The organism is Rhizobium sp. SG570 (assembly GCF_012275345.1).
In the GTDB taxonomy this organism is placed as follows: domain Bacteria; phylum Pseudomonadota; class Alphaproteobacteria; order Rhizobiales; family Rhizobiaceae; genus Rhizobium; species Rhizobium lusitanum.
The window spans coordinates 288,330-313,723 of record NZ_JAAZQI010000008.1 but is presented as its reverse complement, the minus strand read 5'-3'; the positions used below and the strand labels follow the sequence as shown (position 1 = coordinate 313,723).

General features: G+C 59.8%; 22 protein-coding genes and 1 other RNA gene. 11 read left to right on the top strand and 12 right to left on the bottom strand.

Features of this window, described 5'->3' with window-relative positions; all coding sequences use genetic code 11:
• Positions 1-5: 5 nt before the first annotated feature.
• From FHT28_RS18430 to FHT28_RS18415, 4 genes are read right to left on the bottom strand one after another with little or no spacing between them, the layout of a single operon-like run.
• Positions 6-1,664, bottom strand: coding sequence for a thiamine pyrophosphate-binding protein (locus FHT28_RS18430; RefSeq protein WP_168596981.1), 1,659 nt, complete (start codon positions 1,662-1,664; stop codon positions 6-8).
• Positions 1,661-2,863: a CaiB/BaiF CoA-transferase family protein gene (locus FHT28_RS18425; RefSeq protein WP_037202777.1), complete on the bottom strand. Its 1,203-nt coding sequence runs from the start codon at positions 2,861-2,863 to the stop codon at positions 1,661-1,663. The genes FHT28_RS18430 and FHT28_RS18425 overlap by 4 nt, the downstream gene beginning before the upstream one ends.
• 18 nt (positions 2,864-2,881) lie before the next feature.
• Positions 2,882-3,841 (bottom strand): DMT family transporter, encoded by a 960-nt coding sequence (locus FHT28_RS18420; protein ID WP_168596980.1) that lies wholly within the window; start codon positions 3,839-3,841, stop codon positions 2,882-2,884.
• Positions 3,842-3,860: 19 nt separating this feature from the next.
• Complete coding sequence (locus FHT28_RS18415) at positions 3,861-4,793, bottom strand: alpha/beta hydrolase (protein WP_168596979.1); 933 nt, start codon at positions 4,791-4,793, stop codon at positions 3,861-3,863.
• A 165-nt stretch (positions 4,794-4,958) separates the two neighbouring features.
• Here FHT28_RS18415 and FHT28_RS18410 point away from each other — a divergent pair, with 165 nt between their 5' ends.
• The 4 genes from FHT28_RS18410 to metF all read left to right on the top strand — a co-directional run bounded on the left by FHT28_RS18410 (position 4,959) and on the right by metF (position 9,600).
• The gene (locus tag FHT28_RS18410) at positions 4,959-5,705 is read left to right on the top strand and encodes a ribonuclease (RefSeq protein ID WP_168596978.1); all 747 of its coding nucleotides are present in this window, start codon (positions 4,959-4,961) and stop codon (positions 5,703-5,705) included.
• Positions 5,706-5,830: 125 nt separating this feature from the next.
• The gene (gene ettA, locus FHT28_RS18405) at positions 5,831-7,480 is read left to right on the top strand and encodes an energy-dependent translational throttle protein EttA (protein ID WP_037202770.1); all 1,650 of its coding nucleotides are present in this window, start codon (positions 5,831-5,833) and stop codon (positions 7,478-7,480) included.
• Positions 7,481-7,670: 190 nt separating this feature from the next.
• Positions 7,671-8,696, top strand: a complete 1,026-nt coding sequence (locus FHT28_RS18400; RefSeq protein WP_047558106.1) for a metalloregulator ArsR/SmtB family transcription factor — start codon at positions 7,671-7,673, stop codon at positions 8,694-8,696.
• A 1-nt stretch (position 8,697) separates the two neighbouring features.
• On the top strand, positions 8,698-9,600 hold the full coding sequence (gene metF, locus FHT28_RS18395; protein ID WP_037202766.1) for a methylenetetrahydrofolate reductase [NAD(P)H]: 903 nt from the start codon (positions 8,698-8,700) through the stop codon (positions 9,598-9,600).
• 427 nt (positions 9,601-10,027) lie between these two features.
• Here metF and FHT28_RS18390 read toward each other — a convergent pair whose 3' ends face one another.
• The 5 genes from FHT28_RS18390 to FHT28_RS18370 form a co-directional block, all read right to left on the bottom strand.
• A complete protein-coding gene (locus FHT28_RS18390) occupies positions 10,028-10,954 on the bottom strand; it encodes a DMT family transporter (protein ID WP_168596977.1) in 927 nt (308 codons plus the stop codon).
• Positions 10,955-11,116: 162 nt separating this feature from the next.
• On the bottom strand, positions 11,117-12,361 hold the full coding sequence (locus FHT28_RS18385; protein WP_037202763.1) for a lytic murein transglycosylase: 1,245 nt from the start codon (positions 12,359-12,361) through the stop codon (positions 11,117-11,119).
• Positions 12,362-12,440: 79 nt separating this feature from the next.
• Positions 12,441-13,232 carry a GH25 family lysozyme gene (locus FHT28_RS18380; RefSeq protein ID WP_037202761.1) on the bottom strand — a complete coding sequence of 264 codons (792 nt, stop codon included), beginning with the start codon at positions 13,230-13,232 and terminating at the stop codon, positions 12,441-12,443.
• Positions 13,233-13,446: 214 nt separating this feature from the next.
• Positions 13,447-14,067 (bottom strand): class I SAM-dependent methyltransferase, encoded by a 621-nt coding sequence (locus FHT28_RS18375; RefSeq protein ID WP_052212368.1) that lies wholly within the window; start codon positions 14,065-14,067, stop codon positions 13,447-13,449.
• A 50-nt stretch (positions 14,068-14,117) separates the two neighbouring features.
• Positions 14,118-15,365, bottom strand: a complete 1,248-nt coding sequence (locus FHT28_RS18370; protein ID WP_037202756.1) for a DUF3419 family protein — start codon at positions 15,363-15,365, stop codon at positions 14,118-14,120.
• 192 nt (positions 15,366-15,557) lie between these two features.
• On the opposite strand from FHT28_RS18370, the gene FHT28_RS18365 reads away from it, so the two are divergent.
• Positions 15,558-16,946, top strand: a complete 1,389-nt coding sequence (locus FHT28_RS18365; protein WP_037202754.1) for a serine hydrolase — start codon at positions 15,558-15,560, stop codon at positions 16,944-16,946.
• A gap of 28 nt (positions 16,947-16,974) precedes the next feature.
• Here the strand turns inward: FHT28_RS18365 and FHT28_RS18360 are convergent, their stop codons facing one another.
• From FHT28_RS18360 to FHT28_RS18350, 3 genes are all read right to left on the bottom strand, one after another.
• Complete coding sequence (locus FHT28_RS18360) at positions 16,975-18,123, bottom strand: transglycosylase SLT domain-containing protein (protein ID WP_168596975.1); 1,149 nt, start codon at positions 18,121-18,123, stop codon at positions 16,975-16,977.
• Positions 18,124-18,257: 134 nt separating this feature from the next.
• On the bottom strand, positions 18,258-18,893 hold the full coding sequence (locus FHT28_RS18355) for a LysE family translocator (RefSeq protein WP_034504243.1): 636 nt from the start codon (positions 18,891-18,893) through the stop codon (positions 18,258-18,260).
• 115 nt (positions 18,894-19,008) lie between these two features.
• Positions 19,009-20,220 (bottom strand): pyrophosphate--fructose-6-phosphate 1-phosphotransferase, encoded by a 1,212-nt coding sequence (locus tag FHT28_RS18350; protein ID WP_168596974.1) that lies wholly within the window; start codon positions 20,218-20,220, stop codon positions 19,009-19,011.
• Between the two features lie 264 nt (positions 20,221-20,484).
• Between FHT28_RS18350 and FHT28_RS18345 the strand changes: the two genes are divergently transcribed.
• The 6 genes from FHT28_RS18345 to mraZ all read left to right on the top strand — a co-directional run bounded on the left by FHT28_RS18345 (position 20,485) and on the right by mraZ (position 25,388).
• Entirely contained in the window at positions 20,485-21,192 is a 708-nt protein-coding gene (locus FHT28_RS18345; protein WP_037202748.1) for a DnaJ family molecular chaperone, read from the top strand.
• Positions 21,189-21,950, top strand: a complete 762-nt coding sequence (locus tag FHT28_RS18340) for an N-acetylmuramoyl-L-alanine amidase (protein ID WP_092574169.1) — start codon at positions 21,189-21,191, stop codon at positions 21,948-21,950. Before FHT28_RS18345 ends, FHT28_RS18340 begins: the two co-directional genes overlap by 4 nt.
• Before the next feature lie 267 nt (positions 21,951-22,217).
• Positions 22,218-22,775, top strand: coding sequence for a transglycosylase SLT domain-containing protein (locus FHT28_RS18335; RefSeq protein ID WP_037202746.1), 558 nt, complete (start codon positions 22,218-22,220; stop codon positions 22,773-22,775).
• An 81-nt stretch (positions 22,776-22,856) separates the two neighbouring features.
• A complete protein-coding gene (locus FHT28_RS18330) occupies positions 22,857-24,050 on the top strand; it encodes an FAD-dependent oxidoreductase (RefSeq protein ID WP_168596973.1) in 1,194 nt (397 codons plus the stop codon).
• A 67-nt stretch (positions 24,051-24,117) separates the two neighbouring features.
• Positions 24,118-24,517: RNase P RNA component class A (gene rnpB / locus FHT28_RS18325), an RNA gene on the top strand.
• 430 nt (positions 24,518-24,947) lie between these two features.
• Positions 24,948-25,388: a division/cell wall cluster transcriptional repressor MraZ gene (mraZ, locus tag FHT28_RS18320; RefSeq protein WP_037202743.1), complete on the top strand. Its 441-nt coding sequence runs from the start codon at positions 24,948-24,950 to the stop codon at positions 25,386-25,388.
• Positions 25,389-25,394: the final 6 nt, after the last annotated feature.

Here is a 25,394-nt window from a genome sequence, read left to right as displayed (position 1 = left end):
CGCGCTCACCGGCCTTTCGTTTGAGCGATTTCCGTCAGGGTGCGCGAGGGAGTGATCGCTTCCGGATCGAGCGCAATCTCGATGATCGCCGGTTTGCGGCTGGCACGGGCCCGCTCGAATGCCGGGCCGAAGTCTTCCGTCGTCATCACCGTCTCGCCGTGGCCGCCATAGGCGCGGGCGAGGGCGGCAAAATCAGGGTTCTTCAGTGCTGTGGCGCTGACACGGCCGGGATATTCCCGCTCCTGATGCATGCGGATGGTGCCGTACATGCCATTGTTGATGACCAGCGCGATCAGCGGCAAATCATATTGGACGGCAGTCGCGAATTCCTGGCCGTGCATCATGAAACAGCCGTCGCCGGCAAAGCAGATCACCTCGCGCTCCGGAAACAGCTGCTTGGCGGCGACCGCTGCCGGCAAGCCGTAGCCCATTGATCCCGAGGTGGGGGCCGCCTGGGTGTTGAAGCGGCGGAAGCGATGGAAGCGATGCAGCCAGGTCGCATAGTTGCCGGCGCCGTTGGTGAAGATCGCATCATCAGCGGTATTGGCTTCGATCCAGTCCATGATGCGGCCCATGTGAACCGCACCGGGGCTTCTCTCCGGCGTCTTCGACCAGGCGAGATAAGCGGCATGCATGCGTTCGGTGCGTTCGCCCCAAGGTGTTTCGCTCGGTGCATCCAGATCGGCCAGCGCCGCGACGAAATCAGTGGGACTCGCACAGATCGCCAGATCTGGGCGGTAGACGCGGCCAAGCTCTGACGGGTCGGGATGGAGGTGGACCAACTGCTGGCGCGGGTAGGGGATATCCACTAGCGTATAGCCGGAGGACGGCATCTCGGAGAGGCGCCCACCCAGAAGAATGAGCAGATCCGCCTCCTTGATTTCTTTGGCGAGCGCCGGATTGATGCCGATCCCAACATCGCCGACATAGTTCGGATGCAGATGATCGAACAGCATCTGGCGACGGAAGGAACAGCCGACCGGCAGGCTGAAACGCTCCGCGAATTGCCGGATGCCGGCAACCGCCTCCTCATTCCAACGCGTGCCGCCGAGAATGACCATCGGGCGTTCCGCCGCTATGAGGCGCCGATGAAGATCGGCGAGCTGACTGCGGGCGGGATGTGCGGCGACAGGCGTATATGGCTTTGCTTCCGGCGCGTCGACCTCGTCGCGGAGCATGTCCTCGGGCAGGGTCAGTACGACGGGGCCGGGACGACCCGAAGTCGCGACCGCGAAGGCACGGGTGACGAATTCCGGGATGCGGGCAGCATCGTCGATCTCGCCGACCCATTTCGCGAATTCGGTGAAGGCGCGGCGGAATTCCACTTCCTGGAAGGCCTCGCGCTCGCGGGCGTCGCGCTGAACCTGACCGATGAAGAGGATCATCGGGATCGAATCCTGCCGGGCGATATGCAGGCCTGCGGAGGCATTGGTTGCGCCAGGGCCGCGGGTGACCATGCAGATGCCTGGCTCTCCCGTCAGCCGGCCCCAGGTATCTGCCATCATCGCCGCACCACCCTCCTGACGGCAGACAAGCACCTTGATGTCGCTGTCATGCAGCGCATCGAGCACGGCAAGAAAGCTCTCGCCCGGCACGCAGGAAATACGCGCTACGCCATTGGCCTTCAAAGCTTCGACGATGAGTTGGCCGCCCGTTCGCTTCATATCTTCGCCTTTCCCTCCAGTTCGGCCAATTCGGCCAGAACCTCCTCCTGATGTTCGCCAAGGCGCGGGCTCGGCCGTGTATAGGTCAAGGGCGTCTCCGACAGAACGATCGGCGTCCGCACGCTTGGGATCATGGTGCCGACGCTGTCCTCGAGATCGATCCGCAAACCGCGCGACTTGATCTGCGGGTCGGCGAACATGTCCTCGATCGTATTGATGGCGCCGGCCGGGACGGCATTGTCCTCGCAGGCCTTCAGCAGATCCGCCTTGTTCCAGGTCAGCGTCCTCGCCGATATAAATGCCCGGACCTCGTTGCGGTGGGCGACGCGGGCCTTGTTGGTCGCATAGCGCTCGTCGTCGGCGTGGGCATCGATGCCGAGAATTGCGCACAGGCGGCGGAACTGCCCATCATTGCCCACAGCCAGAATGAGATAGCCGTCGGCGGTGGGAACGACCTCATAGGGCGAGATATTGGGATGGGCATTGCCGAGGCGCACGGGCGGTTTGCCCGATATCAGATAGTTCATGTTCTGATTGGCGAGCACGGCCGACTGCACGTCGAGAAGCGCCATATCGACGAGCTGGCCTTCACCGGTCTTGAGCGCATGGATCAGGGCGGCCTCGATTGCCGAGACCGCATAGATACCGGTGAAGATATCGGCAATCGCGACGCCTGCCTTCATCGGCTGGCCGTCGGGCTCGCCGGTGATCGACATGAAGCCGGATATGCCCTGGACGATGTAGTCATAGCCTGCCAGGCCGGCATAAGGTCCTGTCTGTCCGAAGCCCGTGATAGAGCAATAGACGATCCTCGGATTGATCCTTTTCAGGCTTTCGTAGTCCAGGCCGTATTTGACCAGGCCGCCGAGCTTGAAATTCTCGATCACGACGTCGGCCGTCTTCACCAGCCGGCGCACGAGCTCCTGACCCTCTGCGTTCTTGAGGTCGGCGACGATGGAACGCTTGCCGCGATTGGCCGAATGATAATAGGCGGCCGAGAGATTTTCGCCATCCTTGCCCTCGACAAAGGGCGGGCCCCATTGGCGCGTGTCGTCGCCGCCGTCGGGATTTTCCACCTTGATGACGTCGGCGCCGAGATCGGCCAGCATCTGCCCCGCCCAGGGGCCTGCGAGCACACGAGCAAGCTCGATGACTCGAATACCGGACAGCGGAGGTTTCTTGGTTTTCTGGTCTGTCATGTCGACCCGCTCTCTCGCTTAAGGCGTGAATGCTGTTGCAGATGTATCGGATACCGGCTTGGAAGCAAAGCGCCGCTCGCGCCAGAGAATGTAGAGCCCGGAGCCGATGATGATGAATATTCCGAGCCACTTGATCGCATCCGGAAAGTTGCCGAAGACCAGCCAGCCGAAGATCGTCGCCGAGACGATCTCGAAATATTGCAGGGGCGCAAGCGTCGAGGCTGGCACGGCACGATAGGCGTGTACGGTGAGGATGCCGGCGGCGGCTGCGCTGGAGCCGACGCCGAGCAGATAAAGCATGGCAATCAGGTCCGGCAGGACGGGATCGAGGATGGCAGAACCGGTCGCACGGCCAATCGCAAGCAGGATCAGGCTGAAGCCGACCCCCCATATGCCCGTTTGAAACTGCATCGACCATGCATCCTCGCTATGGGAGACGACGCGAGTGATCATCACGTAGACGGCGATGCAGAGCGCGGTGACGACGGGCAAAAGCGCCACGAAACCGACCTCTTCGAAGCTCGGCTGGATGATCAGCATCGCGCCGAAAAAACCGACGGCGCAGGCCGTGTAGCGCCGCCAGCCGATGGTTTCCTTGAGGAAAATGCTGCTGAGAATGGTCAGCATCATCGGCTCGACGAAAAAGATGGCGATGGCATCGGCGACTTCCATGACCTGCAGCGTCGTCACGAACGAAACCATGGACAGCGTGAGCACGCCGGCGCGGATGGCATGCACGCCGCTGCGACGCCATGTCCATACGCCCCATTGTCCAAGCATGGCCATCATCGGCAGCGCAAAGAGCGATTGGAAGATGAAACGCGCGGCGGTGACTTCAGCCGGCGGAATGGTGGTTGCCGCGAGCTTGGAGAATATGTCGATGATCGGCGAGAGGACGACGGAGAGGAACATCATCAACAGGCCGAAGGTCAGCTCCGACTGCGGCAATCGAAGCGAGGTGCCGCTGCTGGCATTCATTGTAGAATTCCTTTGAGAATCAGTTCCTTGCCGTCACCTTCTCACACCAGTCGGCAAAGTCGGAAATGGCTTGGGCGGCGCCGATTTCGTTCAGCGTCTCGTGCCGCATGTCCGGATGGATCGCGGTTGTAATATGAGAGAAGCCGGCATTTTTCAAATGGTTTGACAGCCAGGAAATCGCTTTTCCGTTGTCGGTCGCCGGATCCTTGCCGCCTCCCGTCAGATGAATCGGCATGTCACGCCGCAGCCGGTCGAGATAGGTTTTCTGCGGGGCGCGAAAGCTGAGCTCGAATATGTCAAGCCAGAGCGAGACAGATGCATTGAAGCCGCAGAGCGGATCGGCGATGTACTTGTCCACCTGCTCGGGAACGCGCGAAAGCCAGTCGAACTCGGTGCGGCGGTTCGGGATGGATTTGCCCCAGGTAGCGAAGGTCAGTTTCGGCAACGGCCCGCTGGGGACGTCCGATCCTTTGAACATGCGCTCCGTCTTCAGGATGAGCTGGGCGGCGCGGCCGGCGAGGCCGGGATTGAAGTTGGAGTTCCAGACCGCGACGGCATCGAATTTGTCCGGATGCGTGACGACCGTGTTGAGGCTGATCAATCCTCCCATGGAGTGACCGAAGAGAATGATGGGCAGGCCGGGATGGGCCGTCGCGGCAAGCTCGCGCATGGCCAGCACATCAGAGATGACCTGCCCGACGCCGTTTCTTCGCGCGAAACGGCCGATTGGAGCGTCGGCAGCAATAGTCTCGCCATGGCCGCGATGATCATGGGCATAGACATGAAAGCCGCGCGCGGCCATGGCTTCAGCAAAAGCTGCGTAGCGGCGTGAATGTTCGGCAAGGCCATGAGATATCAGGAGGATGCCGCGTGCATCGCCTTTAGCCGGCGAATGATGATAGGCAATTATCGCGCCCGTCGGGCTTTCCAGGCGTTGCGTCTCGGCGAACATGCATGGTTCCTCCCCATTTGGACGAAAGGTCATCATTCGGTTGATTGCAACGGATAACGATCGAAGCCCACAGAAATAAATCTTCGCAAGCCATGTGATTCAGGGTTGCATCTACTCAACCAAACTGCTTATTTGTTCCTATAATGTTCTAATTGGAGGCATGAAATGAAGCATTTGCTTCGGATATTTGCGGTTGTGCTCCTTTCGGGCGGAACGATCGCCAGCGCGGCGGCGCAGGAGCAGAGCAGAGGGCGGACGCGCTTTATACTGGCGGCGAGCTGGGAGCCGGCGTTTTGTGCGACGAACCAGAAGAAGGCGGAATGCCGGAACCAATCGTCGAACAACTATGACGCCACAAATTTCTCGCTGCACGGCCTCTGGCCGATGCGGCAGGAATATTGCGACGTTTCGGACGATTTGAAACAGGCCGACCGCAGCAGCGATTGGAAGGATCTACCGGCGGTTCAGCTGTCGCAGGAAGTCAAGGCAAAGCTCGACAAGGTCATGCCGGGCACCCAGTCCGGCCTCGAACGCCATGAATGGATCAAGCACGGCACATGCACGAAGCTCAGCGCCGATCAGTTTTTCTCGACCGCTGCCGGTTTGATCGCCGAACTCAATGCATCGGCCGTGCGCGATCTTTTCGCTGAGAATATCGGCAAGGAGCTGGATGCCGAAACCATCAAGGCCGCCTTCGACCAAAGCTTCGGCGAGGGTGCCAATGCGCGCATCAAGATGAGCTGCCGCCGGGTCGGCAATACCAGGATGATTTCGGAATTGACGATCGGCCTCTCCGAAGATGCGATCGATCCGCAGCAGGGTGGCGAGCCACGGCTTGGCAAACTGATCCAGGGTGCCGGCAGCACGTCGTTCGGGTGCGATCGCGGCGTGGTGGATGCGGCCGGTTTCTGAGGAAATACGGGCTTTATGACTCGGATAATGCCCTCGGACAAGGTTTCGCCGTTGCCCGAGGGCGGGGTTTCGCCTACATAGCGGCACAATTCACAATGTTGTCCGCCCGTGGAGTAACCCAAGCTATGGCACGTCAGTTCATTTATCATATGGCCGGTCTGAATAAGGCCTATGGCGCCAAGAAAATTCTCGAGAATATCCATCTCTCCTTCTACCCCGATGCCAAGATCGGTATTCTCGGTCCGAACGGTGCAGGTAAGTCGACCGTCCTGCGGATCATGGCCGGTCTCGATAAGGAGTATACCGGCGAGGCCTGGCTGGCCGAGGGTGCCACCATCGGCTATTTGGCGCAGGAGCCGCAACTCGATCCGGCGAAGACGGCGCTTGAAAACGTCATGGAAGGCGTTGCGGCGAAGACTGACGTCCTCAATCGTTACAACGAACTGATGATGAACTATTCCGACGAGACGGCGGAAGAGGGCGCTAAGCTCCAGGACATCATCGACAGCCAGAATCTCTGGGACCTGGAAAGCCAGGTTGAGATGGCAATGGATGCGTTGCGCTGCCCGCCTGGCGATGCCGACGTCACCAAACTCTCCGGCGGCGAACGCCGTCGTGTGGCGTTGTGCAAGCTGCTGCTGTCGCAGCCGGACGTGCTGCTGCTCGACGAACCGACCAACCATCTCGACGCCGAAACCATCGCCTGGTTGGAAAAGCATCTGCGTGCCTATCCGGGCGCCGTGCTGATGATTACCCACGATCGCTACTTCCTGGATAACGTCACCGGCTGGATCCTCGAACTCGACCGCGGTCGCGGCATTCCCTACGAAGGCAACTACTCCTCCTACTTGCTGGCGAAGGCGAAGCGCATGCAGCAGGAAGGTCGCGAAGAGGCCGGTCGCCAGAAGGCGATCGCTCGCGAACAGGAGTGGATCGCTTCCAGCCCGAAAGCCCGCCAGTCGAAGTCCAAGGCCCGTATCCGCGCTTATGACGAGTTGGTCGATGCCGCCGAGAACCAGCGTCCCGGCGATGCGCAGATCATCATTCCGGTCGGTGAGCGTCTCGGACAGGTGGTCATCGAGATGGAAGGCATCAACAAGGGTTATGGCGACCGGATGTTGATCGAAGGTCTGTCGCTGAAGCTGCCGCCGGGCGGTATCGTCGGCGTTATCGGTCCGAACGGCGCCGGCAAGACGACGCTTTTCCGCATGATCACCGGCCAGGAAAAGCCGGATAGCGGCAGCATCCGCATCGGCGACAGCGTTCATCTCGGCTATGTCGACCAGAGCCGTGACGCACTCGATGGCGGCAAGACCGTCTGGGAAGAGATCTCCGGCGGCGCCGAAGTCATCAAGCTCGGCAAGTATGAAATGAATTCGCGCGCTTATTGCGCGACCTTCAATTTCAAGGGCGGCGACCAGCAACAGAAGGTCGGCAACCTCTCGGGCGGCCAGCGCAACCGCGTGCACCTTGCCAAGATGCTGAAGGCCGGCGGCAACGTTCTGCTGCTCGACGAACCGACCAACGACCTTGATACGGAAACGCTTGGCGCTCTCGAGATCGCGCTTGAAAACTTTGCCGGTTGCGCCGTCATCATCAGCCACGATCGCATGTTCCTTGATCGTCTGGCCACGCATATCCTCGCTTTCGAAGGCGATAGCCATGTCGAATGGTTCGAAGGCAACTTCGAGGATTACGAACAGGACAAGATGCGCCGTCTCGGCGTTGACAGCATCAATCCGAGCCGCGTCACCTATAAGCGCCTGACGCGATAAGCTTCTGCTTTTGCTCTTCGAAAACCCCGGCTTGACCGGGGTTTTTGTTTATCCGGCGTTGGCATTCGGTGTTCCGTTTTCGGCAGAAACTAACAGATTTCCGACGTCAAACCGCGTCGGCGATCGTTTGGCTCTTGCAGAATGCGCCCAAATCACATAAAGATATCTTTATATCTTGATTGGGTGTGGAATGACTGATGTTGTGAAGCTCGGCTTGGATGAGGTTGTGGACGTGCTGAAAGCCGTCGGCGAGCCCACGCGGCTGCGGCTACTGGCACTTCTTGCCGCCGGCGATCTAACAGTCACCGATCTTACCGAAATTCTCGGCCAATCACAGCCCCGCATTTCGCGGCATCTGAAACTGCTTGGGGAAGCGGGCCTGATCGACCGCTATCAGGAAGGCGCCTGGGCCTATTTCCGCCTGAAGCAGGACGGCAAGGCGGTGATGATGGCACGAACGCTTCTGCGCCATACGGCGGAGAAGGATTCCGTGCTGTTGCGCGACGGGGAGCGTCTTGCTTCCGTGAAGCGCATTCGCGCCGAGCGCGCGCAAGCCTATTTCAGCCGGAATGCTGCCGAGTGGGATGAGCTGCGCCGTCTGCATGTCGCCGATGAGGATGTCGACAAGGCGCTGATCGAATTGATAGGCCCGCAGCCGATCGATTCCTTTCTCGATCTCGGTACCGGCACGGGCCGGATGTTGCAGCTGTTGGCGGGTCACTATCGCCGCGCCATCGGCATCGATGCCAGCCGCGACATGCTGGCCGTAGCCCGCGCCAATCTCGACCGTTCCAACATCATGGCCGCGTCGGTGCGTCAGGGCGATATTTTCAACCTGCCGCTCGAGCAGCAGGATTTCGATCTGATCACCATTCACCAGGTACTGCATTTCCTTGATCAGCCGCAGATCGCGGTTGCTGAAGCGGCGCGAATGCTGCGGCCCGGCGGTCGGCTTGCCATCATCGATCTCGCGCCGCACGGGCTGGAATATCTGCGCGATGAGCATGCGCATCTGCGTCTCGGTTTCTCGCATCAGACCATATCCGATTGGCTGAAATTGGCCGGGCTCGATGTCGAGCAGGTACAGGACCTTCATTCGGGGAGGGAAAGCGGTCAGGCGTTGACAGTCACGATCTGGCTGGCGCGCGACCCGCGGTTGCTGATGGCAGCCGAGCAGGACCGCCAATCGTCCCCCATTCTTGCCGGGAGAGTTTGACATGTCTTCTAAATCCGAAAATGGCCAGGGCGGTATCCGCATTTCCTTCGAGTTCTTCCCGCCAAAGTCGGAAGAAGCCGAGCAGCAGCTATGGAATACGGTTTCGGAATTGAGCGAATGGGAACCGGAATTCGTTTCGGTGACATATGGAGCGGGCGGATCGACCAAGGCGCCGACGCTCTCGGCCGTGCGAAAGATGATCCATGAGACGCCGTTCACGACTGCTTCGCATCTGACTTGCGTCGGTGCGACGCGCGAGGATACGCATCGGGTGATCGACGAATTTCTCGCCACCGGCGTCCGCCGTTTCGTCGCCCTGCGCGGCGACCCGCCGGGCGGTGTCGGTTCCGCCTACCAGCCGCATCCGGGCGGCTATGCCAATGCCGCCGAACTGGTGACCGCGCTGCGCGAGCGGGGGGATTTCGATATTTCCGTATCGGCCTATCCGGAAAAGCATCCGGAGAGCCGCGATACCGTAGCCGACATCGATATGCTGAAGCGCAAGGCTGACAACGGCGCAGACCGCGCCCTTACGCAGTTCTTCTTCGATAATGACGCCTTCGAGCGCTATCATGATCGCGTTCGCGCAACCGGCATCAAGATCCCGGTCGTGCCGGGTATCATGCCGATCCAAAACCTGACGCAACTGAAGCGCTTTGCCGGTGCTTGCGGTACCAGCATTCCGTCCTGGCTCGATGAACGTTTCGATGGTCTCGACGAAAATACCGATGAGCGCGCCAAGGTCGCGGCCGATGTCGCCGCCGAACAGATCCAGGATCTGATGCGTCGCGGCATTCACGAGTTTCATCTCTATACGATGAACCGCTCGCCTCTCGTTTCTGCCGTCCTCGAGCGGCTGGGCCTCCAGCGCAAGGTGGATGCTCGGGCGGGCGCTGCCGCCTAAGGTTGCCACACAACACATGAAAAAGCGCATGTCCCTCCCGGGCATGCGCTTTTTTAATGGAATAGTCGTTTTGTTAGCTTTTCGGAGTTCGGTCGCCTGCGGTGATCGTCATGCCGTTAGATGAAAAGCATCGTTACGACGAAAATGAAGGCCGCACCAACCACTAGGACGTTGATGGATCGCGTCAATCCCATGTCTTCCTCCTCAGTCAGCCGTTAAATTTTATGTCGATAATGTGTCGCTTGGAAAGAGAATTCGATGCTGCGGCGCGGTATCCGGTTGGCGTTTTGATTCATGGTTTCGCCTTAGCGAATTGATTTCATTAAATAAATCTCCCTTGTTTGCCGCCTGGCCCGCTGTGAATAAGTGTTAACGCATACCTATTCCCAACGCCGTGTATGACTTATTTCGGGTGGAGGGGTGCGGATTATGCCGCGCCGGCGCGCATGCCATGCCTTATCCATGCGTAGGTGCGGCCATCAAGGATGAGCAAGCCCAGCGCGATGAGCATCATGCCGGCGATCTCGGTGAAGCCGAGCCGTTCACCCAGGAAAAGAAAGCCGAGCAGCATAGCGCTTGGCGGTACCAGGAGGGTGACAAGCGAGGCGTTCGTCGCGCCGGCAAGCGCCATGATGCGAAAATAGAGGATGTAGGCGAAAGCGGTCGATAGCAGGGCTAGCCCTAGAATGGCTGCTATCGCGGCGGCCGGCGGTGTCGCCAGCATCCAAGGCTGGTCTATGACCAGGGCGACCGGCAACATGATGAGCGAGGAGCCGGTCAGCTGGCTAGCCGCGACGACGGGCGGCGCGATGCCTTTGAAGCGCTTGGCGTAAATCGCCGCGAAGCCATAGGAAATTGCCGCGATGATCGGCAGCAGCAGCGCCCAGAAGGGCACAGAAGCGCTGTTGGTCACGCTTGGCGCGAGCAGGATGACCGTGCCGACGAGCCCGGCGAGGCAGCCGGCCAGCTTGGCCGATGTCAGCCGCTCGTCCGTCGTCAACTGATTGCCGATCAGGACCGTCCAGATCGGTGTGGTTGCGTTGAGGATAGAGGCAAGTCCCGCTCCCATCTCTGTCTGGCCGAAGAAGATCAATGTGTGCGGTACCGCATTGTTGATGAGGCCGAGCATCAAGAATTGCCGCCAATGGCTCCGCAGCACCTGATAGATCCCGAAACGGCCAGCGAGATAGACATGCAACGCCACCGCTGCCAGCGACAATCGCAGAAGGACGAGGGTGAAGGGTGGGACATGGTGAACGGCGATACGGGCAAAGAAGAACGACCCACCCCAGATCAGCCCGAGCAATAGCAGCAGGCCCCAGGTGAGTGCATTCATTCGATTTTCGCTGTCCATCGCCGTTCCTCCCATTTCGGCTCATGTAAACCGGGAGAGGGCGGGGTCCCACCCGTTTCCTGCGACACCGGGCAGAATGGGTTTCTCTGAGCGTTCGGGGAGAGAGGAGCTCAATTAAAAAGGCGGCTTGCGGCCGCCTTTTTGATAGGGAAGCAGGAAAACTCAGAGTGCGCCGAGAAGCGCCGAAGTCGCCCAGCCATCGGCCGGCATGCCGAGGCGGAACTGTTCCTTCTGAATGGCGATGCGCGTGCCGGAGCCGAGAATGCCGTCGATCTTGCCAACATCGTAGCCGCGCGCCACGAGCTTGGTCTGAAGCGTTTTCATATCGACATCGTTCAGGCCCGGTTCCGGCGTGCCCTTGTTATAGGGCGGAGCACCGGCGAAGCGAGTGGCGAAATAGGCGGCGGAGGTCGTGTAGATGAACGACTGGTTCCATCCGAGATAGGCGTTGTAGTTCGGATAGGTCAGGAAAGCCGGACCCTTGCGGCCCTGCGGCAGGATGAGGGCAGCCGGCAGCGAGCCGAAACTTGTGTTGCCGTCGCGCGGCTTGACGCCGAGCTGGAACCAGTCGGCGGCGGTGAGCGTGCCGCCGATGCCGGATTTCTCCCAGGGCAGATTATCCGGCACGGTTACTTCCTGCAGCCAGGGCTGACCGCGCTGGAAGCCGAGATGCTGGAGGAATCTTGCCGTCGTCAGAATGACGTCGGGCGCGCTTGTCTTCAAGTTGACGTGGCCATCGCCATCGCCATCGGTGCCGTACGCGATGATATCGGGCGGCAGCATCTGCGTCTGGCCGATTTCGCCGGCCCATGCACCTGTCGTGGTCTCCGGGTCGACATCGCCGCGCTGCACCAATTCGATCAGCGCGATCAGACGCGGACGGAAGAAGTCCGGCCGACGGCAGTCATGCGCGAGGGTGACAAGCGCGTTGCGGGTGTTGAAGTTGCCCTGAACGGCGCCGAAGTCGGTTTCCATCGCCCAGAAGGCTGTGATGACACCGGGGGCGACGCCGTAGTCTTTTTCAGCCTTTGCAAAGACGTCGGCATATTGCTTCATCTTCTGGCGACCGATATCCAGGCGACCCTGGCTGACGGTGCGCTGCGAGAATTCGAGGAAGGTCTGGCGGAATACGCCCTGACCACGGTCCATGGAGAGAACCTTGGGATCGATTTGCGCGCCAGCCAAGGTCCTGTCGGCCGCCGCGGCGTCTGCGCCAGCCGCAATTGCTTCAGCCTTCACACCAGCCAGGAAGGGTGCAAGATCACCGCCGCAAGCCACCTTGGGAGCGCTGACGCCATCCGTGCTCGGTGCGGCGGCTGGGGCCGCGCTCTGAGCCATCGCCGCGCCGGTTATGGCTGAGGCGAAGATCAACGCGAGTGCGTTGCGTCGAATGGTGTAACGGTCCATGGGCGATCCTCTCTAGTGATAGAATAGGGTCGCTTTCACAGAAGATTGTGACATAAGCAAGAGAGAAATAGCGTCAAACTCAAGAATTTCCTTGCTTCTGTACTGCCGCCACCCAGCTGTGCCAATTTTGCTCGGAACCGGCGAAGACATTGATATCCATCGGCCCTTTGATACCGGGGATAAGGCCGGTGGATGTATACTGCCAGAAGGCCCAGTCACGATTCGCGTAAATCTCCTTGGGATGCTTCGCGACCGAGCGGACCCAGAAGTGGTAATCCTTGAAATAACCAGCGAGATTTTCGCGGTGGAAGTCGACCGAGGTGTAGATGATCGGGCGCTTGCCGTAATAGGCTTCGAGGCGATCCATGAAGCGCTTCATTTCCGTCCGCACCGTTTCAGGGGCCGGTCTCGTGCGGCAGGTCGGGGAGCTGGGGTTCCATTCGACGTCGATGACCGGCGGAAGCATTGTGGCGTCCTTCGGTACATTGCGGATGAACCAGTCCGCCTGATCGTCGGCAGTCGAGCAGAAATAATAGAAATGATAGGCTGTGTGAAGAAGTCCCGCAGCGGCAGCTTCGCGCCAATATTCGGTAAAGCGCGGATCGATCCGGTCCTTGCCTTCCGTCGCCTTGATAAAGGCAAAGGCCACGCCGGAAGACTTAACGGCCTGCCAATCGATATCGCCCTGGTACTTGGAAATATCGATGCCGTGGATGGGATGGCGGTCAGGATGGTCGCGGCCGAAATCCTGCGGCTTTGTATCGCTGAACCTGGTCTTGGGAAGCGACGCCGTCGAAAAAGCGTCGTAGCCCATCGTGCAGCCATTCAAAAAAAGGGCAAGCGGCATTAAGCACAACAGAAGCCGGCGCATGAGTATCCCGTTATGACGCGAGTGATCTGGCTGCCCCAAGACTTGGCTTCCGTATTGTGGTCCCCGAAAATCCAAAAGAGCGGCAGGCCAAGCTGCTGTCAGCCGGCCTTGCCACTTTATTCACCATATCAACGTAAAAAATGCGTTATCTTCAAGCAAATTCTTATGCTTGAAGCACGATGGCACCGTATTTCTCGCCAAATTCCGCCGCCGCTTATGCGGCTTGCTTGGCGACGACGGCTCTCCAGGCGTAGCCACGACCGATCTTTTCGGTCTTGAGCGTCATGCCGCGCGCCTTTGCCTTCTCTTCCAGTACCGTCAGAAGATCGGCGCGGGGGGTGACGTGGAATTTCTTCAACCATCCTTTGAGAAGGGTCCGGAACCAGCCCGGCAGACCTTCTTGCTGGCCAAAATCGACGACGTGCAGTTCGCCACCGGGGGCGACTGCACCAAGCGATGCATCGATCGCGCTCGTCCAATCCGGGATCATCGACAACGCGTAGGAAACCATCACGCGGTCGAATCCATCAGTGCCGAAATCGGTGGGAGAAAACGTGGTGGCGTCTGCAACGCGAAAATCCGGCATCTGCTTCAGGCCGCGAAAATTGTTGCGCGCCGAAATCAGCATCTCCTGCGAGATATCAAGGCCATAAAGCTTCGCGGAAGGGAAATGCCGGTAGGCCAGCAGCATGTTACGGCCCGTACCGCAGCCCACTTCCAGCAATGAGCCACCCGGGGGCACGTTAAGCTGCTCGATCGTGCGGTCGCGCCCGAAGAGGTAGTATTTGCGGGTCAGATCGTAGATATGCCGCTGATAACGGTACATGCCGTCCATCAGCCTTGCATGATTGTTCGAGCCGGTTTCCGTGCCCGTATCCGCCTGGCTCACGCTTTTTTCCCGTAAATGTGGAAGCCGCCATAGATCGCCGAACGATCCTGGGCATTGAGCTCCTGCGAACGCTCCTCGAAATAGACCCACTGATCGCGGATGGCCGGTGACAGGCGGCCCTCGATGATGCTCTTTTCCGCAGCCGTGCGGAAAATGACGCGAGCGCCTTCGCGCGCCGTGCGGGTGATTTCCGCCCAAAGGCCGTTGAGCTGCTCATCGGTCATCCAATCCTGCGCGTCGAGCAAGACGTAACGATCGCGGGAGGCTGCCGGCTTGGAGGCCAGGAGTTCGGTGAAGTTGGCGTGATGGACATCGACGCGGTCGGCATTGGCGCGGATTGCGGCATAATGCTCCGGCTTCAGGTAGGTGGGCAGGGGACCCTGATGCTGGCCGGCGTAGCGGCGCGCGAAGGCTTGCCACGCAAAATAGTTATCCCGCATCGGGAAGTGGCATGCCAGCTTTTCCAAGCGGTGCTTCAATACGGCAGAAATCGAATCATCGCCGGCAAGGCTTGCAAGCTCATCATATTGCTGGGGCGGAATACCGAGACCGAAGAGCGAGCTCTTGCGACCGAGCAACCAGCGAACCGCCGGCCTGTCGAAGATCGGGGCGATCTCGTTTTCGAAGAACTGGCGCTGCTCGCGGAGAGTGCGGGCTTCCGTCATCCCGGCGAGGCGCACGCCGTGCAGGCGCGCCAGCACATGCGCGGCACCGATGAAGCGGCCGAGGAGACCGGTCTTGTAAATGTTACGATTGAAGACCGTGACGCGGCGACGACCATACATGTCGCGGCCACCCCAATAGGAAGCGGTAGCTTCGTCCAGCCGCGGCGCGATAAACTGGTCGTAGGCCTGGCTGTTGGCGGCAACGCCTGGCGTGCCGAAGAAACGCACCAGATCCGCATGGCCGGGCAGCAGCCGGAAAGCTGCCAGCTTCAGCTTGTTCAAAGCAATGTGGTGGCGGTTGAGATCGACCACATCGATCGAGGAAGGGTTCTGCGAAAGGTAGGCGAGCATATTGCAGCCGCCAGAGCCGATGGTAACGATGCGGTGATGTGGCTGGAGTTCCATCGCCTCCATGTCGACATCAGGATCCTCCCAGATCTGCGGATAGACAAGACCGGAAAACAGCATGCCGAAGAGGCGCTCCGAAAGGCCGGCCTTGGACAGCGCCTTATGTTGCAGCAGAGCATCCTTGAGTTTCCGGTTCTTTTGGAGACCGGCGTCTGGGGCGAATTCCGTCATCTGAGTCTTGTCACCAATTTGTCAGGGTTCAGCGCGTTTAACCCGGCAATGCTACAGTCTGATGACGCGGGCTGTTGGCAGATTCGGTCGAGATATGGCCCTGCACATATTTGAGTGGCGGCAGCGACGATAGCTCTTTCATCTTGCTGCGTTTCCTGCTTGTCTCCGCCTACCTTTTGGAGGGTATGTGACATGCGTTTGATATCGAGAGTGATCGGAGCATTTGTTGTTTTGCTGCTGATCATTGTCGCAGGCGGAGCCGTCTGGCTCTCTGTTTACCCGCCGGAATTGCTCAGGGTCGGCGATGGCTATGCCGCCAAGATGGTGTGTTCCAACACGTTTGTCGCCAAACGGGACCCGGATCAGGTGCTGGCGGATGACGTGCAGGCACCGGGCAATCCGGCGTTGAAGCTTATCCATGTTTCGGTCGACCGCGACGAGGGCGTCGTCAGAGCGCGCTTCCTTGGAATGTTTGCGCCTAATTATGCGCTCTATCGCGGTGCGCTCGGCTGCACGACGGTGCCCGATGGCGATCTCCAGGCAGCGCGCGGCGCGGTCTTCCTGAACAAGCTGAAGACGCCGAAGAGCGATGCGTTCTGGCCTGATGGCAATACGGTCACGCTCGGTTCGGGTGAGCAAGACGCCAAGTTTGCTAAGCTGGTGGCAAACCCGGATCTTGCCGGGCCAGCGATGCGCGCCGTTGTCGTCGTCAAAGACGGGCATATCGTAGCCGAGGCCTATGGCGACGGTTTCAACGAGGGAACGCCCCTGATTGGCTGGTCTATGACAAAGACAGTCAACGCCGCCATCATCGGCCGCCTCATGTTGGCCGGCCGCATGTCTTTCGACGACCAAAATCTCCTGCCGCAATGGAGTGGCGATGCGCGCAAGAATATCAAGCTCAGCGACCTTCTCGCCATGGAAAGCGGTCTTGCCTTCAACGAGGCCTATGGCGACGTATCGGACGTGACCCGCATGCTTTATCTCGAGCCGGACACGACCAGCATCGTGGCCAATGCGCGCCAGGTGGCCGCGCCTGGAGAACGCTTCAACTATTCCAGCGGTACGGCAACGCTACTCTCAAGGCTGTGGATGAACCGGCTGCCGAACCTGAGTGCGGCCATATCCTATCCGCGCGAGGCGCTTTTCGGGCCGCTTGGCATGCACAGTGCGGTGCTCGAGGCAGATGAGCGCGGCACCTATGTCGGCAGTTCCTATCTCTACGCCACCGCTCGCGATTGGGCGCGTTTCGGGCAATTCCTGCTCCAGGATGGCGTCTGGAAAGGGCAGCGCTTGCTGCCGGAGGGCTTTGTGGGGGCCATGCGCACGCCGACGACGGCTTCGGAAGGGGTGTATTCGCAAGTTCAGGCCTGGCTCGCCGGTCCCGGCGGTTCGAACGCGCAATTCGGCTTGCCCCCTGATACTTTCTGGATGAGCGGTCACGATGGCCAGTCTGTTGCTATCGTTCCTTCGGCCAATCTTGTTGTGGTGCGGATGGGATTGACGCCGGCCTGGGCGGATTACAGGCCGCAAATTCTGCTCAAGCGGATCCTGGATGCAACAAAGCCGGCCACAAACTAGGCCGGCTTTCCAAAGCTTCCTTGAGAAATCAATAGTCGCCGTTGGCGACGCTGGACAGGCCCTTGCGCTTGGCATCGTAGTAATAGCCGCGGGCATAGAGCTGCACGGCATTCGTTTCTTTGTTTTCGGCCTTGCTGTCTGCTGTCATCCACGCACCACGCAGATATTTGGCGGCGTATTTGATATTGGTCTCGGCATCGAGCAGGCCTGAGGGCGGGCCTTCATAGCCCATCGACTTGGCCGTGTTGTATTTGATCTGCATGAGACCGAAATATCCGGCCCGATTATAGGCTTTTGGATTGTAACGGCTCTCGCGGTGGACAACGCGATGGATCAGCGATTCCGGGATCTCGTAGATCTTGGCGTACTTCTGAATGAGCCTCGAAACATAGCTTTTTTCAGCGGCGGGAACATCGGAATCATAACTCGGGCTGGTCAAGACAGCCGTAACGACCGTGGGGCCGGTGGTGTCGAAGTTGAAATCGTAATGCATGCGGTTATCCGCATAGCGCGGCAGGCCCATCTGCGCCGGCGAAACGAAGGCGACTTCCGTCGCGGGGCGGGAATCGGGGCGGGGCATCGGCACTGGGGCCTGGATGGCGGCGACGTCCGAGGTCATCGGAATGGTTGCCGCCGCATCAGCGACCGAACTCGAGACCGGCGTGAGTGCCGCGTCGCCGGGGCGCGCCGGATTGGGTATCGGGATTGCGACCACGGAGGGTATGAGCGGCACGTCCGATGCGGCATAGGCGGCTGCGGTCGAGGTGCCGGTTGCAGACATGCCTGTAGCCGCCGCAATGGCCACCGTTCCCTGGCTTGGTGCGTTCGCGGTTGTCGCCGGAGCACCAAAGCGAGCCTGAGCGGCGTCGATCTGCTGCTGGTTGACCGCACCCGCCGTTACACGGCCGGATTTTGCCAAGGCTGCCTGCTGCGGTTCATTCGATACGGGAACCGTCGAAGATGCAGGAGCGGCTGAAGCCATCGCAACGCCGCCCGTGGACGAGGCAACGCCAGTTGCGGTCGGGGCCGTATTCGGATGCGGCACGTTGGTGTGTGCCGACGGGAGTTCTGCCTGTGACGCCTGCTGCTGAGTGCTTGCGCACCCCGCAAGAGCGCCGCACATCATTGCCGACAAGGCAACGCTGCGCTTCAGGCTGGGAAATCCGATCGCTACCATTCTGTCACTTTCGAAAAAACCAAACCTATTTGCGATGCAAATCGGCCACAGGACCGCACAATTCGGCCACAGGATCGATAAAATTATGAATCCCCATTAACCTATCCGTGATCGCGCCGCAACCCTGGACGGCGTCAAGCGGCCATCCGGCGGTATCCGGCGGTCACAGCACCCGCGGCAATCAACAGGGTTCCGCCTGTGCGGTTGACGGCGCGTTGCACGCTTGCCTTGCGGATAAACCCGCGCGCCATGTCGGCGACGAAGACGTAAAGCAGCGAATTCAATGCGGCGAGAGTGAGGAAAGTTGCCTCCAAAATAAGCGTTTGCTCAAGGAAGGGCTTCGACATGTCGAGAAACTGCGGCACGAAAGCGATGAAGAAAACGATGCTCTTCGGGTTGAGGGCCGTTACAACGTAAGCGTGCAGCATGATCTTTAGCGGCTTCTCCTCGGGGAGATTGTCGTTATCGCCCATCGGGCCGGTCACGATCGGGGCTCGCCAGAGCTTGATTCCGAGGAAGACGAGATAAGCCGCGCCGATCAGCTTAAGAATCGTGAACAGCGATGCGGATGCGGCGAGAATGGCGCCAAGGCCCGCGAGCGAGGCGGTCATTGCCGTGAAGTCGCCAAGCGTCACGCCCGTCACGGTCGCCAGCGCCGTTTTGCGACCGTGACCGAGGGCATAGGAGATGACAAGGAGAATGGTCGGCCCCGGTATGGCCAGCATGATGCAGGATGTGGCGGCGAAAGCGAGCCAGGTTTCGATGGACATGGAATCCTCCTCTATTCCTTTTTCGCCGCCAGCAAAGACATCGGATTTACGATCCGTCAATCCGCTTGATCATCGATCAGGCCGCTTGATCACCGATCGCCTGATCGCCGATCAATCAGGCTTGCGTGTATTTCTGCCCGATGTGGTCCATCACGTCGGCGAACCACGGCTGCGAGAGATCGAATGCCTTGCCGCCCTTGATTCGCGGGAATTCGATGACGCGCAGCTTGCCGCCCTGGCCTTCGTCGTGGCCGGTGACGCCGGATACCTTGTTGAGTGCATTTTCCACCGCGAGATCGACCATGCCCTGGATAAGGCGAAGATCTTCGCCGTTTGCCGGCGCGGAGCGGGCGAAATAGCCCGATTTCTGTACCATCGAGCGCTCGGCGCCGATGATCGAGGCAAACTGCTTCTGGAACCAGCCGCCGACATTGATGGTGTCGATCTTCACATGGCCGAATGCGTCGCGCTTGATGCTTTCACCTGCGGCTTCGCGCTCGCCGACGATGGCGTCGAGGGCCGCACCTTCCGATACGAACAGCGTCACCTGGCCGGTCTTTTCCATGATGGAACGAAGGCGCTCGCCTTCTGCTTCGATGTCGAAGGCCATTTCAGGCAAATAGAGGCCGTCGATGCTCTTCATCTCGGCATTCATCATGAAGCCGTCGATATATTCGTTGGCAGCGGTCTTCTGAATATAGGCGCGGGCAGTGGCCGCCGTCAGCCAGCCACAGTGCCGTCCCATGACCTCGTGGATGACGAGCGTGCGCGGTGCGGCGGTCTGTTCGTTGCTGACATTGTCGAAGAAATGCGCCCCGACCTCGGCTGCCGTCCAGGCGCCGAGAGACTGGCGGATCGGCACGACGTCGTTGTCGACCGTTTTCGGCAGGCCGACGACGGTCAGGTCGTAGCCGTTGGCCCCGAGATAGGCGGCAAGATCGGCGGCCGTGGTGTTCGTATCGTCGCCGCCGATCGTGTGAAGAATGGTGACGCCATCGGAGGCGAGACGCTCGGCTGCGACGCGCAGCGGGTTTTCACCTTCCTTGACCAGGCCGCGCTTGACGCAGTCGGCGGCATTGGTGAGCTTTACGCGGCTGTTGCCGATCGGAGAGCCGCCGTAGCGATGCAACAGGTGCGCACGCTCGCGCATGGCCGGCGTCACCCCGATGCTGTCAGCCAGCAGAACTCCCTGGTAGCCAGACCGATAGGCGATGATGTCGAGATCGGGCGCCACGTCGGTATAGCGCTGGATCAGCCCGCCAACGGCGGAAGAAAGACAGGGCGCCAATCCACCGGCGGTGAGCATTGCGACTTTCTGTTTGGCCATGGAGATCCTCCTTGCAGTCAAGCTGCTTCATTTCAATGGTTGCGGTGGGAATGGATGCGACAGGCGTGCATGGCTGTAAAGTAAAGAATTTAAGAAACGCGCGCTTTGTCTGCTCGCGAACGCGCGGTCGGATGCGGTTTGGAACACGCCATCATTACCAAATTGTGAAAAGTGTTTTCCGCCTTGCGACGAATGGACTGCTTGCAATGGCAGGCATTATTTGGTCAAGGTATTCTACTGTCTATGAGAGCCGTCGGGACCAATATGTCGTTTTGGGAAAAATTGCTGAATGCTATCGGTGGCACCGCTGGCAATGCCCTGTCGGCAGTGGTCGAGGCTATTCGAACCTTGTTCGAGGGCGATCCGGAAACCCGCCGCAAGGTGGCGTTTTCCGTCGCGATAATCGCCCTTTCCGCCAAGATGGCGAAGGCTGACGGCATTGTGACCGAAAACGAGGTCAACGCGTTCCGCGAGATCTTCGAGTTTCCGCCGGATCAGGCCAAGAACGTCGCGCGTCTCTACAATCTGGCACGGCAGGACGTGGCGGGCTACGAAGCCTATGCGGAGCGGCTCTCGTCGCTTTGCGTGACCTGCACCAAGAATTGCCCTGTTTTGGAAGACGTGCTCGACGGCCTGTTTCACATTGCAAAGGCCGACGGGCTGATCCACGAAAAGGAAATGGCCTTCCTGCAGCATGTGGCCGAGATATTCCATATGAGCGAGGAACGGTTCGATCAGATCATGGCGCGCCATGTGAGCGGTGGACGCGACCCCTACAAGATACTCGGCGTATCGCGCCATGATGATTTCCCGACGATCCGCCGCCGGTATCACGGCCTTGTCTATGAGAACCATCCTGACCGTCTCGTCTCGCGCGGTGTGCCGGAGGAGTTCCACCTCATCGCCAACGAGCGTATGGCCGCTCTGAACGCCGCTTACGCTGAAATCGAGAAAGAACGCCGCGCCGCATGAATGCCTTTCCGGCCGATTTCGCTCGCGCCATGGTGCAGCCTTCGCCGAATCACGGCGAGCGGCGAGACGGGCGCAAACCGGACATGATCCTTCTACACTATACCGGCATGGGCACGGCCGAGGGCGCGCTGGACTGGCTCTGTCGCCCGGAGAGCCAGGTATCCAGCCATTATTTCGTCTTCGAGGACGGGCGGGTCATTCAGCTCGTGCCAGAGGAGCGCCGTGCCTGGCATGCGGGGAAGAGCACCTGGCACAATGAGGCCGATATCAATTCACTGTCGATCGGTATTGAAATAGCCAACGCCGGCCATCCCGGAGGGCTGCCGGATTTCCCCGATGCGCAGATCGAAGCGGTCATCGAACTGTGTCGTGATTGCGGCCAACGCTGGGCAATCGCACCCGAGCGGGTGCTCGGACACTCCGATGTAGCCCCCGTGCGCAAGGTCGATCCGGGCGAGAAATTCCCCTGGGCCCGGCTCGCCGCTGAAGGCGTCGGGCACTGGGTTGAGCCGGCTGCGATTACCGGCGGCCGATTTTTCCAGAAGGGGGATGTGGGCCAGCCGATCGAAGCACTGCAATCCATGCTCTCGCTCTATGGCTATAAAACTGAAATCACTGGTGAATTCTCGGAAAGGCTGAAGGGAGACGTCGAGGCTTTCCAACGCCATTTCCGCCCGCAGCGTGTGGATGGCATCGCCGATTTTTCCACGATCGATACGCTCCATCGTCTTCTGTCCGCGCTGCCTCGCTTTTCATAGAAAGGTGAGGGGTGCTGGCCATCTTTATAGCCGGCTATCAGTGCGAAAAAGCGTAACCCCCTGCTGCGCCACATCATTTCCCTATTATCTCCGCATTGCACTGGTCTAACGACGCTCGCTGAACGGCGGTCGCGCAGTTTGGTTTTGTGTGTCGCGCGGCCGTAGACGACTAATGGGGACTGTGCACTCCGGCGGCTCTTTTTGCCTCCAGCCGGACATGACGGCTTGAGGCCGTCCGCGGTCCCGCGCCTGGAGACAAAAGACTACATGAAAAATTTAATTGTTGCGGCTGCAGCATGCGTGGGCGTGCTGCTGGCGGGGTATGATTGCGCCTTTGCGGGTCAGCGGGGCGAGAAAAGTCAAACGGTTCCTTTGAAGATCGCTTATCGTACCACCGGCTATCCGGTGCCGAACGTTCCCGCCGAATTACGTGACGCTGAAAATGCCTTTGTGCGGCAGAATCGCTATTCCGATCTCATTGCCAAATATGCAAAGCAGAACGGCGTGCCGGTGCAACTGGCAACTGCCGTCGTTCAGATCGAAAGCAATTTCAATCCGAAAACGCGGGGGAGTGCCGGGGAAATCGGCCTGATGCAGATCAAGCCGGCAACGGCCCGACTGATGGGGTACGCCGGCCGGGCCAAGGGGCTTTTCGATCCCGAAACGAACATCAAGTTCGGTATGAAATACCTTGCCATGGCTCAGGATCTCGGCGGCGGGCAGACCTGCAATACCATTCTCAAATACAATGCCGGCCATGGCGCGACGCGCATGAACCCGGTCTCGAAGCGCTATTGCGGCAAGGTGCTGGCGCTTTTGGACTGACAGCCGTCCACTGAGCATTTGCGGGTGGGGCTGAATCGCTTTCCATGCTATCGAATCCGCTGTTATTTGAGAGGGCGTAGCATGGCAGCGGATTTCAGGTTCATCGTCGTCGGCCGGGGAATGATGGGGGCGGCTGCCGCCCGTCATCTCGCCGGGCAAACGGATGGCATTGCCGTCATCGGGCCGGATGAACCCGCGGACCGCGCCAGCCATCAGGGTGTCTTCGGCAGTCACTACGACGAGGGCCGTATTACCCGTACGATCGACCCCGATACCGATTGGGCTCGCCTCGCCAACCGCTCGATCAGCCGCTACGCGGAAATCGAACGGGATAGCGGTATCCAGTTCTATGCACCTGTCGGCTGCCTGGTCTCAGGCCCGAAACGCGGCGGCGATAGCGGCTATGTCGGCGACGTGGTTGATGCGGCGGAGCGGCTAAGTGTTCAGGCCGACATTCTCGACGATGCCGGGCTCAAGACGAAGTTTCCGTTCTTCTCTTTCGCATCGGGAAGCGAAGGCGTCTACGAGGCGCGCGGGGCCGGCCATATCAGCCCACGGCGGCTGGTGAAAGCGCAGTCGTTGCTGGCGGAAAAGGCGGGAGCGCGGGTGATCAAGCAGACCGCCCTGTCGATCCGTGATGAGGGCGGCCTGGCAGTTGTCACGACCGCCGAAGGTGAGACGTTCAGCGCCGAGAAGATCCTGATGGCCGCAGGCGGATTCTCCATTGCCGAGAATCTGTTGCCGCGACCGGTTGAGATGAAGGTTTATGGCCGCACCGTCACCTTTTTCGAGGTTAGCGAGGCCGAAGCCGGGGCTCTTTCCGGCATGCCGTCACTGATATCTGTAGCGCTTGATGACGTGGACAGCATCTATATGCTGCCGCCGATCCGCTACCCGGACGGCAAATACTACATCAAGATCGGCGGCGATCCCGACGACCTTCAATTCGAGAGCGAACCGGAACTCCGGGCCTGGTTCCGCACCGCCGGCCGCGACAAGGCGCGCGAACATCTGGTGCGGAGATTCCACGATCTCGTTCCCAGCGTGGCCCGCCCGCCGGCCTTCACCAATTCCTGCGCAGTCTCCTATTCTCCATCAGGCTATCCGATGATCGGCTACACCTCTTCGCCGCGCGTCGCGGTACTGACCGGCGGCTGCGGCACAGCTGCCAAGAGCTCGGACGAGATCGGCCGGCTGGGCGCGGAACTGCTGCTCGCGGGTCGAATCAAGGATGAAGGCTACAGCACGGATTTCTCTGCGCATTTCCGCAGCTAGCATTGGACGGAAACCGGGCCGCATATTTAGGTGGCAATTGCCTGAAGTCTCAGTTAATGAGCCAGTGCCAGTTGGCTGGGCAGCCGCGCTTCATCAATGCCGAAAGGCGATGAGGTGAGGAAAGTCCGGGCTCCACGGAAACACGGTGCCGGATAACGTCCGGCGAGGGCAACCTCAGGGAAAGTGCCACAGAAAGCAAACCGCCCGGTCTCAGGATCGGGTAAGGGTGAAAGGGTGGGGTAAGAGCCCACCGCGTCTCTGGAAACAGCGACGGCACGGAAAACCCCACCGGGAGCAAAACCGAATAGGGATGACGCGGAGCGCGCAAGCGCTCCAGCCTGTTTCCGGGCCGGTCATCCGGGTGGGTTGCAAGAGGCGTCGCGCAAGCGCCGTCCCAGATGAATGGCTGCCACGTTCCGGCCTCGGCCGGAGCCATACAGAACCCGGCTTACAGGCCAACTGGCAAATCATCGCCCCTTTTTTCGGATGGGCCTTTTCGCTCTCCGCAAATAATTTCGAGGGCCGCCGGACGCCCCGGTTCCCCGGGGTTTCCGGTCATCGCGGGCGAGCGTTTTCGCTTGTGAAAACAATCCGTTTCGGAGCGCCCGCTGAAGGCGATCCTAACCTTTCGTTAAACTTAACGGCTTATGAATATTCAGGGTGTGGCCGCGCCCGATGCGGCTTCATCCCATTGACGCCCATATGGTCCCATGGTATCCCAAAACAACACTGCAAACGGGCAAATCAGAGCCCAATCATCGCAAAGCCGTGATTGCCCTCATCAGGGGGGTGTCGAAGGGGCGTTGGCTCTTTCGGCTTGCGAAGCTGTGTCCGATTTTGGCTGTGTCCGTGAGTGCGTGATTGCTTGCGGATCATGGGGGACGGGTGTTTCGCGTCATGAACCGCTTCCTGTCGAATGCGACCAACCGGATCGATGTCAAGGGGCGGGTTTCCGTGCCGGCGGCATTCCGTTCCGTGCTGGCCGAGCGCAATATCCAGGAGCTGTATTGCTTCCAGGATTTTGTGTTTCCGGCGATCAGCGTCGGCGGCCTCGATCTGCTCGATCGATTCGAGCGGCAGATTGCGGCGGACGATCCTTTTTCGCCGGCGGCGAACCAGATGTCGCTCCTGATTCACGGGGGCGGGGTCTTTATGAAGCTCGATGCCGAGGGGCGGCTGATGATCACGGATTTCATCCGCGACTTCACCGGCATTACTGGCGAAGTGACTTTCGTCGGGCGGGCGGATCATTTTCAATTGTGGCGACCGGAGGCTTTTCAGGCCTTGCAGGCGCAGGCACGAGAGGAGCGCAGGCTGGCGGGCAGGCGCTCGGAATAGAGCGGG

Excerpts from the sequence above, each read along its gene's own strand:
- FHT28_RS18430 (WP_168596981.1), bottom strand. The coding sequence starts at position 1,664 with ATGAAGCGAACGGGCGGCCAACTCATCGTCGAAGCTTTGAAGGCCAAT.
- FHT28_RS18425 (WP_037202777.1), bottom strand. The coding sequence starts at position 2,863 with ATGACAGACCAGAAAACCAAGAAACCTCCGCTGTCCGGTATTCGAGTC.
- FHT28_RS18420 (WP_168596980.1), bottom strand. The coding sequence starts at position 3,841 with ATGAATGCCAGCAGCGGCACCTCGCTTCGATTGCCGCAGTCGGAGCTG.
- FHT28_RS18415 (WP_168596979.1), bottom strand. The coding sequence starts at position 4,793 with ATGTTCGCCGAGACGCAACGCCTGGAAAGCCCGACGGGCGCGATAATT.
- FHT28_RS18410 (WP_168596978.1), top strand. The coding sequence starts at position 4,959 with ATGAAGCATTTGCTTCGGATATTTGCGGTTGTGCTCCTTTCGGGCGGA.
- ettA (WP_037202770.1), top strand. The coding sequence starts at position 5,831 with ATGGCACGTCAGTTCATTTATCATATGGCCGGTCTGAATAAGGCCTAT.
- FHT28_RS18400 (WP_047558106.1), top strand. The coding sequence starts at position 7,671 with ATGACTGATGTTGTGAAGCTCGGCTTGGATGAGGTTGTGGACGTGCTG.
- metF (WP_037202766.1), top strand. The coding sequence starts at position 8,698 with ATGTCTTCTAAATCCGAAAATGGCCAGGGCGGTATCCGCATTTCCTTC.
- FHT28_RS18390 (WP_168596977.1), bottom strand. The coding sequence starts at position 10,954 with ATGGACAGCGAAAATCGAATGAATGCACTCACCTGGGGCCTGCTGCTA.
- FHT28_RS18385 (WP_037202763.1), bottom strand. The coding sequence starts at position 12,361 with ATGGACCGTTACACCATTCGACGCAACGCACTCGCGTTGATCTTCGCC.
- FHT28_RS18380 (WP_037202761.1), bottom strand. The coding sequence starts at position 13,232 with ATGCGCCGGCTTCTGTTGTGCTTAATGCCGCTTGCCCTTTTTTTGAAT.
- FHT28_RS18375 (WP_052212368.1), bottom strand. The coding sequence starts at position 14,067 with ATGGACGGCATGTACCGTTATCAGCGGCATATCTACGATCTGACCCGC.
- FHT28_RS18370 (WP_037202756.1), bottom strand. The coding sequence starts at position 15,365 with ATGACGGAATTCGCCCCAGACGCCGGTCTCCAAAAGAACCGGAAACTC.
- FHT28_RS18365 (WP_037202754.1), top strand. The coding sequence starts at position 15,558 with ATGCGTTTGATATCGAGAGTGATCGGAGCATTTGTTGTTTTGCTGCTG.
- FHT28_RS18360 (WP_168596975.1), bottom strand. The coding sequence starts at position 18,123 with ATGGTAGCGATCGGATTTCCCAGCCTGAAGCGCAGCGTTGCCTTGTCG.
- FHT28_RS18355 (WP_034504243.1), bottom strand. The coding sequence starts at position 18,893 with ATGTCCATCGAAACCTGGCTCGCTTTCGCCGCCACATCCTGCATCATG.
- FHT28_RS18350 (WP_168596974.1), bottom strand. The coding sequence starts at position 20,220 with ATGGCCAAACAGAAAGTCGCAATGCTCACCGCCGGTGGATTGGCGCCC.
- FHT28_RS18345 (WP_037202748.1), top strand. The coding sequence starts at position 20,485 with ATGTCGTTTTGGGAAAAATTGCTGAATGCTATCGGTGGCACCGCTGGC.
- FHT28_RS18340 (WP_092574169.1), top strand. The coding sequence starts at position 21,189 with ATGAATGCCTTTCCGGCCGATTTCGCTCGCGCCATGGTGCAGCCTTCG.
- FHT28_RS18335 (WP_037202746.1), top strand. The coding sequence starts at position 22,218 with ATGAAAAATTTAATTGTTGCGGCTGCAGCATGCGTGGGCGTGCTGCTG.
- FHT28_RS18330 (WP_168596973.1), top strand. The coding sequence starts at position 22,857 with ATGGCAGCGGATTTCAGGTTCATCGTCGTCGGCCGGGGAATGATGGGG.
- mraZ (WP_037202743.1), top strand. The coding sequence starts at position 24,948 with ATGAACCGCTTCCTGTCGAATGCGACCAACCGGATCGATGTCAAGGGG.